At 72.1% G+C, this 15,235-nt stretch carries 13 protein-coding genes; 5 read left to right on the top strand and 8 right to left on the bottom strand.

The window, feature by feature from the left end; genetic code table 11:
* The first annotated feature begins 335 nt into the window (after positions 1 to 335).
* Positions 336 to 1,607 carry an acyltransferase family protein gene (locus H4687_RS20755; RefSeq protein ID WP_046916991.1) on the top strand — a complete coding sequence of 424 codons (1,272 nt, stop codon included), beginning with the start codon at positions 336 to 338 and terminating at the stop codon, positions 1,605 to 1,607.
* A gap of 28 nt (positions 1,608 to 1,635) precedes the next feature.
* On the opposite strand, the gene H4687_RS20750 is transcribed toward H4687_RS20755, so the two are convergent.
* The 3 genes from H4687_RS20750 to H4687_RS20740 are packed head-to-tail and all read right to left on the bottom strand — an operon-like array spanning position 1,636 to position 4,017.
* On the bottom strand, positions 1,636 to 2,415 hold the full coding sequence (locus tag H4687_RS20750; protein ID WP_050398165.1) for an enoyl-CoA hydratase/isomerase family protein: 780 nt from the start codon (positions 2,413 to 2,415) through the stop codon (positions 1,636 to 1,638).
* Positions 2,412 to 2,828: a Zn-ribbon domain-containing OB-fold protein gene (locus H4687_RS20745; protein ID WP_050398164.1), complete on the bottom strand. Its 417-nt coding sequence runs from the start codon at positions 2,826 to 2,828 to the stop codon at positions 2,412 to 2,414. Before H4687_RS20745 ends, H4687_RS20750 begins: the two co-directional genes overlap by 4 nt.
* 40 nt (positions 2,829 to 2,868) lie before the next feature.
* The gene (locus tag H4687_RS20740) at positions 2,869 to 4,017 is read right to left on the bottom strand and encodes a lipid-transfer protein (RefSeq protein ID WP_046916400.1); all 1,149 of its coding nucleotides are present in this window, start codon (positions 4,015 to 4,017) and stop codon (positions 2,869 to 2,871) included.
* A 149-nt stretch (positions 4,018 to 4,166) separates the two neighbouring features.
* Between H4687_RS20740 and H4687_RS20735 the strand changes: the two genes are divergently transcribed.
* Complete coding sequence (locus H4687_RS20735) at positions 4,167 to 5,831, top strand: fatty acid--CoA ligase family protein (RefSeq protein ID WP_046916401.1); 1,665 nt, start codon at positions 4,167 to 4,169, stop codon at positions 5,829 to 5,831.
* A gap of 91 nt (positions 5,832 to 5,922) precedes the next feature.
* Here the strand turns inward: H4687_RS20735 and H4687_RS20730 are convergent, their stop codons facing one another.
* The 3 genes from H4687_RS20730 to H4687_RS20720 all read right to left on the bottom strand — a co-directional run bounded on the left by H4687_RS20730 (position 5,923) and on the right by H4687_RS20720 (position 9,821).
* Positions 5,923 to 6,354, bottom strand: a complete 432-nt coding sequence (locus H4687_RS20730) for a DUF6247 family protein (RefSeq protein ID WP_046916402.1) — start codon at positions 6,352 to 6,354, stop codon at positions 5,923 to 5,925.
* Positions 6,355 to 6,483: 129 nt separating this feature from the next.
* Positions 6,484 to 6,675, bottom strand: coding sequence for a hypothetical protein (locus H4687_RS20725; RefSeq protein ID WP_046916403.1), 192 nt, complete (start codon positions 6,673 to 6,675; stop codon positions 6,484 to 6,486).
* A gap of 206 nt (positions 6,676 to 6,881) precedes the next feature.
* The gene (locus tag H4687_RS20720) at positions 6,882 to 9,821 is read right to left on the bottom strand and encodes an AfsR/SARP family transcriptional regulator (protein WP_192781699.1); all 2,940 of its coding nucleotides are present in this window, start codon (positions 9,819 to 9,821) and stop codon (positions 6,882 to 6,884) included.
* Between the two features lie 287 nt (positions 9,822 to 10,108).
* Between H4687_RS20720 and H4687_RS20715 the strand changes: the two genes are divergently transcribed.
* Both H4687_RS20715 and H4687_RS20710 read left to right on the top strand, forming a co-directional pair.
* Positions 10,109 to 11,383 carry an amidohydrolase family protein gene (locus H4687_RS20715; protein ID WP_046916405.1) on the top strand — a complete coding sequence of 425 codons (1,275 nt, stop codon included), beginning with the start codon at positions 10,109 to 10,111 and terminating at the stop codon, positions 11,381 to 11,383.
* Positions 11,384 to 11,460: 77 nt separating this feature from the next.
* A complete protein-coding gene (locus tag H4687_RS20710; protein WP_046914268.1) occupies positions 11,461 to 12,363 on the top strand; it encodes an LLM class F420-dependent oxidoreductase in 903 nt (300 codons plus the stop codon).
* 50 nt (positions 12,364 to 12,413) lie between these two features.
* On the opposite strand, the gene H4687_RS20705 is transcribed toward H4687_RS20710, so the two are convergent.
* A complete protein-coding gene (locus H4687_RS20705; protein WP_046914267.1) occupies positions 12,414 to 13,154 on the bottom strand; it encodes a hypothetical protein in 741 nt (246 codons plus the stop codon).
* A 553-nt stretch (positions 13,155 to 13,707) separates the two neighbouring features.
* Here H4687_RS20705 and H4687_RS20700 point away from each other — a divergent pair.
* The gene (locus tag H4687_RS20700; protein ID WP_078907127.1) at positions 13,708 to 14,268 is read left to right on the top strand and encodes a response regulator transcription factor; all 561 of its coding nucleotides are present in this window, start codon (positions 13,708 to 13,710) and stop codon (positions 14,266 to 14,268) included.
* Positions 14,269 to 14,383: 115 nt separating this feature from the next.
* Here H4687_RS20700 and H4687_RS20695 read toward each other — a convergent pair whose 3' ends face one another.
* A complete protein-coding gene (locus tag H4687_RS20695) occupies positions 14,384 to 15,175 on the bottom strand; it encodes a hypothetical protein (RefSeq protein WP_046915272.1) in 792 nt (263 codons plus the stop codon).
* Positions 15,176 to 15,235: the final 60 nt, after the last annotated feature.

Genomic DNA, 15,235 nt, shown 5'->3' with positions numbered 1-15,235 from the left:
GCAGCGGTCCAGCGCACCCAGCGCCCCCCAGCCCCACAGAACCCACGGTCTTCGGCGTCGAGGGCGTCCCCGGCACCCGTGCCGTACTGGCCGCGGGCAACGCCGCGTGCGAGAGCGCGACGGAGTCCTGCGGCCTGCTGGTCTCCCGCGGGCTGCGCTGAGACCGGCCGGCGCGGCTGCTCCGCCCGGTGAGGCGTTTCGGTGGTCGCCGGGCGGGGCGGGACTCCGGCTCGTACGCTCCATATGTCGCATTCGGGTGGCCGGTGTCGGCCGCGGTCGGCTGAGCACGGGGGGAAGACCAACAGGTGAAAACGGGTCTACAGTCGTTACTCTCCGTGACGTCCCGGTTCTCCCGGCCGGCCGCGTCCGGTGCGTCGCGGCTCGGCTGGCTGGACGCGTTACGCGGCATCGCGGCGCTCGTCGTGGTGTTCGACCACTCGTCGTACGCCTTCATGGCGGAGTTCCGCCGGGAGCTGATGCCGGAGTTCAACACCAGCCGCTACGGCATCATGGTGTTCTTCCTGGTCAGCGGGTACATCATCCCCGCCTCGCTGGAACGCCGGGGCTGTGTGCGGACCTTCTGGACCGGCCGCCTCTTCCGTATCCACCCGTTGTGCGCGGCCGTCGTCGCCGGTCTGATCGCGGCCGACCACCTGGGTGTGGCGGAGATCCGGGACTTCGGGGGGCAGAGCCTCGCCACGGTGGCGGTGGCCCATCTGACCCTGTTCCAGGAGCTGTTGGGCACGCCCAACCTCCTGCTCGTCCTGTGGACGCTCTCGTACGAGATGGCCTTCTACCTGCTGGTCGTCGCCCTCTTCAGCGTCCGGCTGCACCGGCGGTCCGGCGCGGTCGCCGTCACCCTGGCGGGGTTCGCCGCGCTGAGTGTGGCGGCCGGGTTCACGCTGCCGGCGTCGGCGCTCTCCGGCGAACTGGGCGCCGGCCGGCTGATCGCGCTCGCCTCGGTCGTGATGGCCGTCGCCCTGTGCTGCGCGAGCGCCGGGTCGGCCGTGCCGAGGGTGTTCGGGGGCCTGCTGGGCGGGGTCCTCGCGCTGACCCTGGTCGCCTTCAACGGCACGGTCCCGGTGTGGGAGGGCCTGGTGATCCTCGCCGTGATGTTCCTCGGCACGGCGGTGTACCGGGCCGACACCGGCCAGAGCGGCTGGGCGTGGGCGGGATGCGTGGCGGCCCTGGTGGTGGCCTGCGCGGTCGGAAGCGCGTATGCCGACGGAGACGGGGGCCACTTCACCCGGCGCGCCTGGATCGCGTCCTTCCTGCTGGCGGTGGTCACCTTCGGCATCGGGCTGGCGCTGCGCCGTCGGCGGACCCCACGCCTGCTCACGTTCCTGGGCATGATCAGCTACTCGGTCTACCTCGTGCACCCGTTGCTGCTGGCGGTGGGCGACGCCACGATCGGCCGCCGCCGCCATGACGACCTGGCCCTCGAAGTGGCCTTCTACGCCGTGCTGTTACCGGTCTGCGTGCTGACGTACCACTGCGTCGAGGCGCCGGCCCAGAGATGGGGGCGGCGGTTGACCCGCCAGAACGTCCGGGAACGGCCTGTGCCCGGGTCGGCGCCGGAGCGAGTGGAGGGGGCGGCGAGCGAGTGACCGACCTTCCGGTCCTGACCCCGAGGGGTCATCGCGTCCGGAACCCGCCCTGTCGCCGCCCGGCGAACAACTGCTCCTGTCGGGCTGCGGGTTGGTTGCCCAGGGAGATCAGGTGCGGGGCGTACGCGAGCGCGTGCGCCCTTGCCGCCTCCCGGGACGACCAGCAGGCGCGGACCGTGCCCTGGACGGCCTCCGGCGGGTACCCGGCGATCACCTCGGCGCAGCGCAGCGCCGCGGTGACGCAGGCGCCCGGGTCCGTCACCTCCGACACGAGCCCCGTCTCGTAGGCCCGGTGCGCCGACATCCGCTCGGCGGTGCCCATCAGGGCCAGGCGGGTGGCCTCCCCGTACGGCATGCGCTGGGACATGAGGATCGACTCGAAGGCGCTGACCATGCCGTAGGTGGTGTGGGGGTCGAAGAAGGTGGCCGAGGGGTCCGCGACGAGGAAGTCCGCCTCGCCGAGGAGGTAGAAGGCGCCACCGCAGGCCATGCCGTTCACGGCCGCGATCACCGGCTTCCAGAGATCGTTGGATTTCGGGCCGATCCTCAGGAGGGGGTCCTCGATCGTGTAGGGGGAGTTCGGCTGGGGGACGGCCGTCGCCGCGTCCCGGTCGAGGCCCGTGCAGAAGGCGCGGTCGCCGGCGCCGGTCAGGACGACGGCCCGTACGGTGTCGTCGTAGCGCAACTCCCTCCACAGGAAGGTCAGTTGCTCGGCCGTCGGGAGGTCGATCGCGTTCAGTCTCTCCGGGCGGTCCAGGGTCGCGAGCATCACGCCCGTGTCCTTGTCCGTCGTCGTGCGCAGGGTCACGGTCGCTCCAGTACCCACTGGGGCAGGCCGGTGTCGGTGAAGACCACCTGGACCCGGGCGCCGATCCGCAGACGTTCGACGGGGACGGAGTCGAGGCGGGCGCCGGGCGCGGTCACCAGGTTGCCGACGAGGCGGATGCGGGGGGCGTCGGTGAGTTCGACGAGGACGACGTTGTACGGGGCCTGCTCGGCGTAGTCGGGCAGGAGGGGCGGGTGGGGCAGGACGTACGACCAGATCCGGCCCCGGCCGCCGACCCGGCGCCACTCGGTCGCGAAGGAGCGGCAGTGCGGGCAGCAGGGGCGGGGCGGGAAGCGGAGTTCGCCGCAGTCGGCGCAGGCCTGGATGCGCAGTTCGCCCTGGGCGGCGTACTCCCAGAAGGGGGCGCCGTCGTCGTCCACGGCGGGGGTCAGCATGTCCGCAACTCCCTCGGCTCCTTCGACTCGCGCAACTCCCTCAACTCCTCAGTAGCAGGGCCGATGTCGGGACGCCCTCGCCCGCCGTGACCAGGCAGGTGGCCGCCCCCGGCACCTGGGCGGTGCTCGTGCCGCGCAGTTGCCGCACACCCTCGGTGATCAGGTTGAACCCGTGGACGTACGCCTCGCTGAGGCCGCCCCCGGAGGTGTTGAGGGGCAGCCGGCCGCCGCTCTCCAGGGCGCCGCCCTCGGTGAACGCGCCGCCCTCGCCCCGGCCGCAGAAGCCGTAGCCCTCCAGGGAGAGGGGGATCAGCGCGGTGAACGCGTCGTAGATCTGGGCCACGTCGATGTCGTCCGGGGTGATGTCCGCGTGCTTCCACAGGTGCCGGGCGGCGGTCCAGGCGGGGCCGGTCAGGGGGTCGTCGTTCCAGTAGTTGACCATGCCGTGGTGCTGGGCGGGCAGGCCCTGGGCGGCGGAGTGGACGTAGACGGGGGTCCGGCGGCAGTCGCGGGCGCGCTCGGCGGAGACCACGACGCACGCCAGCGCCCCGTCGGTCTCCAGGCAGTTGTCGAAGAGGCACAGGGGCTCGCTGATCCAGCGGGAGTTCATGTACATCTCGCGGGTCAGGGGGCGCTCGTACATGATCGCGGCCGGGTTCTGGTTCGCCCGGTTGCGGCAGGCCAGGGCGACGTTGAAGAGATGGTCGCGGGTCGTGCCGTACTCGTGCATGTGGCGGCGGGCGAGCATGGCTATCTCGTCGGCGGGGCGGAGCAGGCCGTAGGGGCGGGTCCACTGGGCCGGGGTGGGGAGCTGGACCGTGGTGTTCTTCCACGGGCGGGGGCCCGAGCCGCGTTTGCGGGACCGCCAGGCGACGCCGACCGTGGCCTGCCCGGTCGCGATCGCGGCGGCCAGATGCGCGACCGTGGCGCACGAACCGCCGCCGCCGTAGCCGACCTTGCTGAAGAACGTGAGGTCGCCGAGGCCGAGTGCCTTGGCGACCTCGACCTCGTCCGTCTCCTCCATGGTGTACGAGGCGAGCGCGTCGACCTCGTCCGGGGCGATCCCCGCGTCGTCGAGGGCGGCGAGAATCGCCCGACACGCCAACGCCCGCTCGGTCGCGGGCAGTTGTTTGGCGAAGGGGGTCTGGCCGATGCCGACGATCGCTGTCGCGTCCTTGAGCACGGCCATGGGCGCACACCTCCGCACAGGGGCATGGTCAGGGGGTGGTCCGGCCCCGACCGGCTGCTGACAGTCCGTCAGGGTACAGCTAATCTGACGGGTAGTCAGCTCATGCTCGGGCAGCACGTGGACATCGGTTCTCGGTACGGAGGCCTGCGGTGATCGGTGACGTGGAGGGGCACGGAGACTCGGAGCGGGGGGCGTGGGAGACCGTCCCGGAGCTGGTCCGCTCGGCGGCCCGGCGGTTCGGCGGGGTCGAGGCCGTCGTCGACGGGCGTACGCGGGTGTCGTACGCGGAGCTGGGCGCGCGGGTGGAGCGCGCGGCGGCCGCGTGCGTCGCGAACGGGGTCCGGGCCGGCGACCGGGTCGCCCTCTGGGCGCCCAACTCCCTCGACTGGATCGTCTCCGCGCTCGGCGCGGTCTCGGCGGGCGCGGTGCTGGTCCCGCTGAACACCCGCTTCAAGGGCGGCGAGGCGGCGGACGTGCTGGCGCGCAGCCGGGCGAAGCTGCTGTTCATCACCGGGACGTTCCTCGGTACGTCGTACGTGGCCTCGCTGCGGCGGGCCGCGGGCGCGGACGGCGGGCGACTGCGGGCGCGGGGCGCCGGGAGCGTGTGCGAGCGGCCGGGACCGCTGCCCGGACTGCCGCACCTGGAACAGGTGGTGGTGCTGTCGGACGACGCGCCCGCCGACTTCCGCACCTGGAAGGACTTCCTCGCGAGCGGCGACGCGGTGGGGGAGGGGGTGGTGCGGGCGAGGTCGGCCGGACTGAGCGGGGACTCGCCCTCGGACATCATCTTCACCTCGGGTACGACCGGCCGTCCGAAGGGCGCGGTGATCACGCACGCGCAGACCCTGCGGGGGTACGAGGTGTGGAGCGACCTGGCCGGGCTCCGGCGGGGCGACCGCTACCTCATCGTGAACCCGTTCTTCCACACCTTCGGCTACAAGGCCGGTGTGATCGCCTGCCTGATGCGGGGCGCGACGATGATCCCGCAGCCGGTGTTCAACGTGGAGACGGCGATGGCCAACGTGGCGGCGGAGCGGGTCTCCGTCCTCCCCGGCCCGCCCACCCTCCACCAGTCGCTCCTGGACCACCCCGCCCGCGACGACTACGACCTCAGCGCCCTGCGCCTGGTGGTGACGGGCGCGGCGGTGGTGCCGCTGCGCCTGGTCGAACGGCTGAGGGCGGAGCTGCGGGTGGACACCGTCCTGACGGCGTACGGCCTGTCCGAGGCCTCCGGCATCGTCACGATGTGCCGGCGCGGCGACGAGCCGTCGGTGATCGCGTCGACGTCCGGGCGGGCGATACCGGGGACGGAGGTGCGGGTCGTCGACCCGCTGGGGTCCCCCCTGCCGCCCGGGTCCCCGGGAGAGGTCCTCGTCCGCGGCTTCAACGTCATGCGGGGGTACTTCGAGGACCCCGCCGAGACCGCCCGCGCGGTCACGGCCGACGGCTGGCTCCGCACGGGTGACGTCGGCGTCCTCGACGACGCCGGCAATCTGCGGATCACCGACCGCATCAAGGACATGTTCATCGTCGGCGGCTTCAACGCGTACCCGGCGGAGATCGAGCAACTGCTCGGCCTCCATCCGGACGTGGCCGACGTGGCGGTCATCGGCGTTCCGGACACCCGCCTGGGCGAGGTCGGCAGGGCCTACGTCGTACGCCGCCCCGGCTCCCACGTCACCGCCGACGACCTCATCGCCTGGTCCCGTCGCGAGATGGCCAACTACAAGGTGCCGAGGAGCGTGGAGTTCGTGGGGGAGCTGCCGCGGAACGCGAGCGGGAAGGTGGTGAAGGGGGAGTTGCGGGGACGGTGAGGGCGGGCGGGGAGTGCCACCCGGCCAGCCTGCTGCCGCCCAGCCTGCAGCCGCCCAGCGTGCTGCCGGTCGGTCGCCACCGCTCGGCCTGCTACCGGTCGGCCGCCACCCGCTCGAACGGATCCCGGGCAACTGAATCCCGGGAAAGCGGATCCCTGCTGAGCGGATCCCGGCCGAGTGACTCCAGGGCCTCCGCGTGGAGGTCGCGGATCTCGTCCATCGCCTCGCGCCAGGCCGGGTCGTCGTGGCCGACGGTGCGGACGGTGTGTTCGGCGGCGCGCAGCCGGGCGGCGGTGGCGGGGATCCTGGCGATCTCGACGGTCACGGCCCAGGTTTCGAGGAACCGGGTGATCGGGCCGAGGCTGCCCGTGCGGGCCGCCAGGGTGATGGCCTCGTCCTTCTGCCGTTCCATCTCGCCGAGGCGGTGCGGCGCCACCCGCTCCAGGGCCGCACGCAGTGCGCCCGGCGTCCTCTCCGGCCGCGCGGCGACGCAGGCACCGGATCCGGCACGCGCTGCGATCATCCTGGTCCCTTCCTCGGTCGGCCGGCCCGGCCCGGTACACCCCGGTCGGGCCGGACCGCCCCCGGACGCACCTCGGCCGCGGTGGCTCCCCCTCCGCGCCACCGCGGCCGATCCCCGTCAGGAGTAGGTCTACTTGCCGCCCAGGTCCAGAGCCGGCGGGGCGGGTGCGTGCTGGTCCAGCGTGGTGATCTCCGGGTCCTCGCTCGGCGGGGCGGGAGCGTGCTGGTCCATCGTCGTGATCAGCCCGTCCTTGCTCGGCGGGGCGGGAGCGTGCTGGTCCATCGTGGTGATCTTCGGGTCCTGCTTCTTCTTCTCGCTCATAGCTGGAACTCCCCGTGAGTGAACGATGTTTCTCGGCGGAAGCGCCCGTTCGGCAACTCCCCCGGAGGTCGCCGAACGGGCGTTTCGAGCGGCCTCAGGTCAGCCATGAGGCCCCGCGGATCCGCCTGCCCCCCGACGCGACGAATCGATGCACTGAGACTGTCAGCCACTCATAAACGTTCGATGAACGTCCTGCCCCAGAGCTGTCACGCCGCCGCCAGCGGATGGAGCAGGCCGCGTACCTCCGCCGCCTCGGCCGAGCCGGACTGCTCGTACATCGAGAGCGCCTCACGCCAGCACGCGCGGGCGCGGTCCGACTGGCCGAGGGCCATCAGGGCCCTGCCCAGCAGGGTCAGGGCGTTGGCCCTCATCCAGTCGCCGCCGATGCAGCCGATCGCCAGCGCCTGTTCGGCGTGCCGGGCGGCCTGGGCGGGACGACGGGCCGCCAGGTGGACCTGGGCCACCCGGAAATGGGTCGTGCCCTCCCAGAGCCGCTGACGGTTCTCGGTGAAGATCCGCAGCGCCGCGTCGAGCTGCTCCAGGGCCTCCGGGAGCCGGCCTGCCTGCGTGAGCACGATTCCCGACGCGTAGCGGGCGTTGGCGAGGCGTACCGACAGACCCAGCTCGTCGTAGATCTCCACGCCTCGCTGCGCGAGCTCGACCGCCCTGGCGGTACGGCCCATCGAGGCGAGCGAGCGGGACAGGTTGCACACCGCGCTGGCCTCGCCGGGCTTGTTGCCGTCCGCCTGGAACGCCTCGACGGCCCTGAGCAGGAAGACCTCGGCGTCCGGGAAGCGAGCGGTGCAGATGGCGATGATGCCCAGCTGGTTGGGGGCGGTGCCGCTCGTCCAGGGGTCGTCGGCCGTCCCGTTGACGAGATCGGCGCGCCGCGCCTCCTGCTCCGCCTCCTCGAAACGCCCCGCCTGGCTGAGGACCTGGGCCAGCGTGATGCGTGCCCGGGTCTCTGCGTGCGCGTCCCCGAGGGCCGCGGCCGCGTCACGTGCGGCGAGCGCGGTCGTCTCGTAGCGGCGGGAACCGGCCCCGGACTCCGCCAGATCGATGGTGGCCAGCAGCAGGTCGACGGCCCGTCGCACGGTGGACGCTCCGAGCGACTGCTGAACGCAGGCGAGCAGTGGCTCCGCCTCCGCGTGCAGCCAGTCCAGCGCGTCCGACGCGGAGGCGAACTCCCGGCCGGCGTACCGGCTCCGCTCCAGATGCGCGACCGTCCGGTCCCCCGGCCGCTCGATCGCGTACACCCGTGTCGCCGTCGCCAGATAGAAGTCCAGCAGCCGTGACATCGCCGCGCTCCGCTCGCTCGGCGGCTGTTCGTCGCGTTCGGCGCATGCACGCGCGTAGAGCCGGACGAGATCGTGGAAGCGGTAGCGTCCCGGCGCCGCGGACTCCAACAGGGACGTGTCGACCAGATTCTCCAGGAGGTCCTCGGTGTCCTCCGGCGGCAGGTCCAGTACGGCGGCCGCGGCGGCCAGGGAGATGTCCGGGCCGTCGGCGAGGCCGAGGAGGCGGAAGGCGCGGGCCTGGGCGGGCTCCAGCTGGCCGTAGCCCAGCTCGAAGGTGGCCTTCACGGCCAGGTCCCCGGCCTGCAGCTCGTCCAGCCGGCGCCGCTCGTCGGCGAGTTTGGCGGCGAGGACGGACACCGTCCACGTTCTGCGCGCCGCCAGGCGGGACGCGGCGATGCGGATGGCGAGCGGCAGGAAACCGCAGGCCGCGACGACGTCGAGCGCGGCCTCGCGCTCCGCCGCGACGCGCTCCTCTCCGACGATCTTCGTGAAGAGCTGCAGGGCCTCGTCGGGCGACATCACGTCGAGGTCGACGAGGTGGGCGCCGGCCAGGTCCACCATCCGCACCCGGGCGGTGACCAGGGCCGCGCAGCCCGCCGTGCCGGGCAGCAGCGGCCGTACCTGGGCGGCGTCCCGAGCGTTGTCGAGCAGGACCAGGACCCGGCGGCCGTCCAGCACCGACCGGTACAGCGCGGCCCGCTCCTCCAGGGAGTCCGGGATCGCGGACTCGGCCGTGCCGAGCGCCCGCAGGAACGAGCCGAGGACGGCCTCCGGCTCGGCTGGACGGGAGCCGGCGCCCTGGAGGTCGACGTACAGCTGCCCGTCGGGGAAGGCGGGCCGGGCCCGGTGGGCCACATGCACCGCGAGAGTGGTCTTGCCGACGCCGCCGATACCCGCCAGCGCGGACACCGACATCACCTGGCCCTCGGCGCCGGAGGCCTCGGCCAGTACCTCGCTCAGGTCGTTCACGAAGGCGGCGCGTCCGGTGAAGTCCGGGACCGTCGCGGGCAGTTGGGCGGGCCGGACCGGGGTCGCGGTGGTCTCCGGCGCGAGGGGGGCGGAGGGCTCCGCGAGGCCCGGGTCCGCCTGGAGGATGCGCTGCTGCAGCTCCCGCAGACCGGGACGCGGGTCCACGCCCAGTTCGTCGGCGAGGAGGCGGCGGGTGTCGGCGTACACCGCGAGGGCCTCCGCCTGCCGGCCGCTGCGGTACAGCGCCAGCATCAGCAGTTCACGCAGTCGCTCCCGCAAAGGGTGCGCGGCGGTGAGGGCGGTCAGCTCGGAGACCGCCTCCGCGTGGCAGCCCTGCTCCAGGTCCATGTCGAGGCGGCTCTCCACGAGTTGGAGACGCCACTCCTCCAGGCGGGCCCGCTGGGTCTCCGCGTACGGACCCGGCACGCTCGCCAGGACCTCCCCGTCCCACAGCCCCAGCGCCTCGTTCAGCAGCCCGCGGGCCTGGTACAGGTCCCCGGAGGATCTGGCCTTGTCGGCGTCGGCGGCCAGATCCTGGGCCACGGCAAGGTCCAGCGCGCCGCCGGACAGCGCGCGGACCGCGTAACCGCCGGACTCGCTGACCAGCACACCCGGCAGCACCTTGCGCAGCCGCGAGGCGTACGTCCGCACCGCGGCCAGCGCCTGCGAGGGCGGGTCGTCGCCCCACAGCGCGTCGATCAGCTCGTGCGCGGTGGCCGTGCGGCCCTCGCGCAGCAACAGCGCCGCCAGCAGAGCGCGTTGCTGGGGCGAACCGGTGGCGAGGGGTTCGGCGCCGCGCCAGGCGCGCACGGGTCCGAGCACGGCGAAGCGCAGCTCGTCCGACGGCGGGGGGACCGGTTCCGGAATCGAGGCGTCCATGGCAACCCTTTGCTCCGGCACGCGCGGCACACCGCTCTCCGGCACTCCCGGTTCACCACCCATCGACGTCCCCCAAGCCTCCCCGTACCCGTGCCAGTTTGCCTTGTCCGCGGCGGATCCGTCAGCCGTGGGAGAGCTCGATCACAGGGAGCCACGGGGGATGTCACCAGGCCCACACAGGCTCTCCTCGCCCACGCGCCCGTCCGGCGGTGGGCGCGGGGCGGAGGACGGGGCGGTCGGGAACCAAATTACTGACGGGTCGTCAGATCAGCGCTACCGTGACGGACATGGACACCTTGGAGACGAGCACCACGGATCCCGCCCCCGCCACCACCCCCTTCCCGAAGATCATCTCCGTCGACGACCACACGGTGGAGCCCCCGCACGTCTGGCAGGACAGGCTCCCGAAGAAGTACCTGGACACGGCCCCCCGGATCGTCCGCGCGCCGCTGAAGGAGATGACGTTCCTCGGCGGCCGTTTCAAGCCGGTGATGGGCGCCCCCGGCGACGACGGCCCGATCGGCGACTGGTGGGTCTACGAGGACCTGCACCGCCCGCTGACCCGCCTCGACACCGCCGTCGGCTACTCCAGGGACGAGATCAAACTGGAGATCATCACGTACGAGCAGATGCGCCCCGGCTCGTACGACGTCCCGCAGCGCCTCGCGGACATGGACGTCAACCACGTCCAGTCGGCCCTCTGCTTCCCGACCTTCCCGCGCTTCTGCGGCCAGACCTTCACCGAGGCGGCCGACCGCGAGCTGGGGCTGCTCGGTGTGCGGGCGTACAACGACTGGATGGTGGAGGAGTGGTGCGGCCCCGATGCCCGGGGCCGGCTGATCCCGCTCACCCTCGTCCCTCTCTGGGACGCGGAGCTGGCGGCGGCGGAGGTGCGCAGGAACGCGGCGCGCGGGGTGCGTGCCGTGGCCTTCTCCGAGATACCCCCGCACCTCGGTCTGCCCTCCGTCCACACCGACGACTGGGATCCCTTCCTCGCCGCCTGCGACGAGACCGGCACGGTCGTGGCCATGCACATCGGCTCGTCGAGCCGGATGCCGTCCACCTCCGCCGACGCGCCGCCCGCCGTCGGCTCCACGATCACCTTCGCCAACTGCTGCTTCTCGATGGTCGACTGGCTGATGAGCGGCAAGTTCGAACGCTTCCCGAACCTCAAGGTCATGTACGCCGAGGGCCAGATCGGCTGGATCCCGTACATCCTGGAGCGCGCGGACGTGGTGTGGGAGGAGAACCGGGGCTGGGGCGGGGTGGCCGACAAGGTCCACCGACCGCCGTCGGAGCTGTTCGCGGACCACGTCTACGGCTGCTTCTTCGACGACGCGTTCGGGCTGAAGAACCTCGACGCGATCGGCGTGGGCAACGTGCTGTACGAGACCGACTACCCCCACTCCGACTCCACCTGGCCGGAGTCGCGGCAGGTCGGCGAGGCACAGATGGGACACCTGGACCCGGACGTGGTGGACCGGATCGTGCGGCGGAACGCGATCGAGTTGCTCGGGCTGACGCGGGAGGGGCTGTGGGCGGGGCCGGGGAGCGCGAGTTGAGCGGGGCCGGGGAACCTCAGCCGGGCGGAAACGGGGAGCGTCAGCCGGGCGGGTCCGGCGTGGGGCTCGGCTACGGGATGCAGCTCCCCGTCCAGTCCCAGAGCACCCTCTACGCCGAGCCCTGGGAGGCGGACGCCGGACCGGAGGACCTGGCCGGGATCGCGCGGGCCGCCGACCGGGCGGGGTTCGCGTACGTCGCCGTCTGCGACCACGTGGCCATCCCGCGCCGTCTCGCGCCCGCGATGAGCACGGTCTGGTACGACCCGGTCGCCACGCTCGCCTACCTTGCCGCCGTCACCGAACGGGTCCGGCTGCTCAGTCACGTCGCGGTCGTCGGCCTGCGCCACCCGCTCCTGACGGCCAAGCAGTACGCCACCCTCGACCACCTCTCCGGCGGCCGGCTGATCCTGGGCGTGGGCGCCGGGCACGTACGGGAGGAGTTCGAGGCGCTGGGGGTGGACTTCGAACGCCGGGGCGCCGTCCTGGACGAGTGCGTGGACGCCCTGCGCGCGGCCCTCGGCCCGGACGAGTTCCCCTCCCACCACGGCAAGCTGTACGACTTCGAGGACCTGGGCCAGCGTCCCCGCCCCGCCCAGGCCCGCATCCCGGTGTGGGTCGGCGGCTCGTCCCCCGCCGCCGTCCGCCGGGCCGCCGTACGCGGAGACGGCTGGCTCCCCCAGGGCGACCCGCGCGACCGGCTCCCGGCCCAGATCGCCCGGCTCCGGCGTCTGCGGGAGGAGGCCGGTGTCACGGCCCCGCTCACCGTCGGCGCGATCACCGAGCCGCTGTACGTCGGCGAGCCGGACTGGAACGTGGGCCGCCGCACCCTCACCGGGAGCCCGGAGGCGCTGGCGGAGTCCTTGAGGCAGTACGGGGCGATGGGGGTGGACCAGATCCAGGTGCGGTTCCGGAGCCGGGGGCGCAGTGAACTCGTGGACCAGATAGGGACGTTCGGGGCCGAGGTGGGGCCCTTGCTGTAGACGCCGGCTCGGGGCCGGCTACCGGGCTCACGTCTCCCGCCCCGTCGGCGCTACCGCGGGCGCATGAGCCGCAGGTCCCTCCCCCACGCGTCGAGGACCGGGCCGTGACCGGCACGGCGGACCACGGGCTCGACCTGGGCGAAGAGGCGGCGCTGTGCGGGGACGTCGCCCGTGGCCGTGATGTGGTGCACCGCGTCGAGGAGCGGGGTGGTGTCCCACTCGGGGAGCGGGAAGCGGGTCAGCTCCCAGACCAGGTATTTGTTGTACGGGCGGGGGCGGCGGTCCAGGGCGAAGAGGGTCTCCAGCAGGAAGCGGACGCTGTCGGCGGCGTCGAGGCGGGCTGCCAGTGCCTGTCCGTCACGGGCGTTCTTGACCGAGCGGTACAGGGAGTTGGCGTAGGCGTCGAGCGAGGCCGCCGCTTCCCCGAAGGCTTCCTCCGCGCCGAGCCGTGCCTTGTCGGCCAGGATGCGGGCGATGCCTCCGTCGAGACGGTCCAGCACGACCCGGGCGCGAGCCAGGGCGTACCGCTCGAAGCCGGGCATGCCGAGGGCGCGGAACTCGTCGAGGGAGAGGAGGACGAGGTCGAGCTCCGGGGAGCGGTGGCCCCCGAAGCGGGTGAGGGCCGTGGTCGCGCCGTCGGCGAGGACGGCGTAGAGGTCGTGGTCGGAGTACTCGGTGGTCATGCCCTCGTGGGCCCGGGAGCCCTTGAGGACGAGGCCGACGACGGCGGGGTCGGCGGTGGCCGACTCCACGAAGGCGTCGTAGGAAAGGCGAGGCCGCTCAGCGGTCATGGCGTGATCTCCGGTGTGGTGGAGGAGGGGTAGGCCGACCGGACGGCCCCGGGACTCGTCGGGGTCGCCCGCACCCTGCGCGGCGGCACTCGGCCACCGCTCGGCAGATCAACGCACACCGGGACCCTACCGCCGGCCGGCCGCCCCACAGGTCCCCGTCCCGCGCTCCTCCCTGCACGCGCACACCCGAACTCCCCCCACCCATAGGGAAGTTCAAGACAGACCGGTTCCGGCCGTCGCGGTGGCCCGTGCGGGGAACCTGTCAGACAGCTTGCCGTTTCGTTCTTGAAACTTCGAACAACTGACGCCGGAGTCACGTATGTAGGGGAGTCATGGCTTCGGCGGAAGGACACGCGAGGTGCGATCCCCCCGGCACGTCAGAACGTCCCAGCACGCAGGCACCCCCGTTTCAGCTGTTCCCGCACGCCCCTCACACGTCCCCGCACCCCCACCCCGCCTGCCCGCACCCTCGCCCCAGGGCCTCTCGGTCGCCCTGGCCTGCGACCCGGGCCGGTGGCCGCACGACGACTGGCCGGCACCCGACGACCGGTATGTGAGCAGCGCCCTGCTCGTCCCGCCGCCCTACCGCGAACTCCGCGAGACCGAGGCGGACGTCGTGGTCCTGCACTGCGAGGACCCGTCGGTGTCCTTCGCGGGGCTGCTGAAGGCCATGGGTTCCATGAGCGCCCCGGTGATCGTCGTCAGCCCCCGTCAGGACGCCGACGGGGTCGTGGAGGTGTTCCGGGGCGGGGCCGGCTATCTGGTCGAGGGCGACTACTGCACCTGCATGCTCTCCTCCGCCGTCGTGGCCGCCACCGTCGGCCACACCTACTTCTCGCCCGTCGCCTGCGCCGCCATCCGGGACGCGGCCCAGCGTCTGCCCGGTCACGGGGAGGCGACCGAACGGCTGCGCTCCCAGCTCTCGCCCCGCGAGCGCCAGATCATGGATCTCCTCTCCACCGGCCTCGGTGCCCAGGAGATCGGGCTGCGTCTGACACTGAGCGAGAAGACCGTCCGCAACAACCTCAGCAACATCTACGCCAAGCTCGATGCCCGAGGACGTACGGAGGCGGTGCTGAGATGGCTGGGGGCCACCCCAGGGGTTCGCGTATGAGAACACTTCATTGAGCGCCGTCGACAACGCATAGACGTCTGCTTCGACTGCTTTTCTGGCCGCACGTAAAATCCCCCGCGCAGAGCACGGGGGATTACTCGGGTTTCTCCGGACGCTATTGCACGGTGATGTCGGAGAGCGGCACCTCGATGTCGGTCACGTTCTCGCCACCCTGGTCGAATCCGGGTTCGGCGCGAACGCTTCCCTCGCTGTTGATGATTCCGTTGGCCTGGGGCGTACCGCACTTGACGTTGCGCAGCCAGAGCCGGCCGTCCGGGGTTCCGCTGGGCAGGAGTTGCGGGTAGAAGACATGGACGGCGGTGGAGTTCTCGCTGGGCGAGAAGAACACCGTCTGACCGTCCTGGGCCTCCTTGTAGGTGGCCTTGAGGAAACCGCTCACGTCGGTGCGCTTGTGGGACCACATGAAGAAGGCGATGTGGTCCTCCTTCACCGTGTCGGACCTGGAGAAGGAGAACGACGACGTGGTGTCGTCACGCTTGATGTTGAACTCCTGCGTGGCGAACTTGACGCCGATCTCGAAGACGGAGCTGGCCAGCTTCGTGCTGCCGTCCGTGTTGAAGCCGTCCTCCAGCTGGATCACACGTGTCACCGACGCCGTGCCGCTGAAGGTCTTCGTCGCCGGGGTGGTGACTCCGCAGTTGTCGGTCACCGAGGTGACCCGCTCGTTGGGGCCGAGGCTGTCGCGCTTGACCTGGACGTCGACGAACTCGCAGTTCTCCAGCTTGTCCGAGTCCGTACGGCAGTCGGTGGCCACCTCGTCGGGGGTGGCGGCTCCCGCGCTGTACATCAGCGGGACGGCCAGTCCGAGGGCGACGACCGGTGCCAGCGCCAGGGTGATGCGCTTCTTCTTGCTGCGGTGGTTGCCGCTGCGCCCGGTGCGTGTCATGTGGGTCTCCTGCGAGGGTGATGAGGGGATCAGTGCTGGTGGGAGGGGTTTCCCAAGCGG

The sequence above is a fragment of the Streptomyces stelliscabiei genome (assembly GCF_014873495.1).
In the GTDB taxonomy this organism is placed as follows: domain Bacteria; phylum Actinomycetota; class Actinomycetes; order Streptomycetales; family Streptomycetaceae; genus Streptomyces; species Streptomyces bottropensis.
Note: the sequence above shows the minus strand (reverse complement) of the source record. Positions and strands in the feature narration are given on the sequence as shown.

Bases quoted from the DNA above. Each gene is read 5' to 3' on its own strand.
- H4687_RS20745 (WP_050398164.1), bottom strand. From the start codon at position 2,828: ATGCTGACCCCCGCCGTGGACGACGACGGCGCCCCCTTCTGGGAGTAC.
- H4687_RS20740 (WP_046916400.1), bottom strand. From the start codon at position 4,017: ATGGCCGTGCTCAAGGACGCGACAGCGATCGTCGGCATCGGCCAGACC.
- H4687_RS20730 (WP_046916402.1), bottom strand. From the start codon at position 6,354: ATGATCGCAGCGCGTGCCGGATCCGGTGCCTGCGTCGCCGCGCGGCCG.
- H4687_RS20725 (WP_046916403.1), bottom strand. From the start codon at position 6,675: ATGAGCGAGAAGAAGAAGCAGGACCCGAAGATCACCACGATGGACCAG.
- H4687_RS20720 (WP_192781699.1), bottom strand. From the start codon at position 9,821: ATGGACGCCTCGATTCCGGAACCGGTCCCCCCGCCGTCGGACGAGCTG.
- H4687_RS20715 (WP_046916405.1), top strand. From the start codon at position 10,109: ATGGACACCTTGGAGACGAGCACCACGGATCCCGCCCCCGCCACCACC.
- H4687_RS20710 (WP_046914268.1), top strand. From the start codon at position 11,461: ATGCAGCTCCCCGTCCAGTCCCAGAGCACCCTCTACGCCGAGCCCTGG.
- H4687_RS20705 (WP_046914267.1), bottom strand. From the start codon at position 13,154: ATGACCGCTGAGCGGCCTCGCCTTTCCTACGACGCCTTCGTGGAGTCG.
- H4687_RS20695 (WP_046915272.1), bottom strand. From the start codon at position 15,175: ATGACACGCACCGGGCGCAGCGGCAACCACCGCAGCAAGAAGAAGCGC.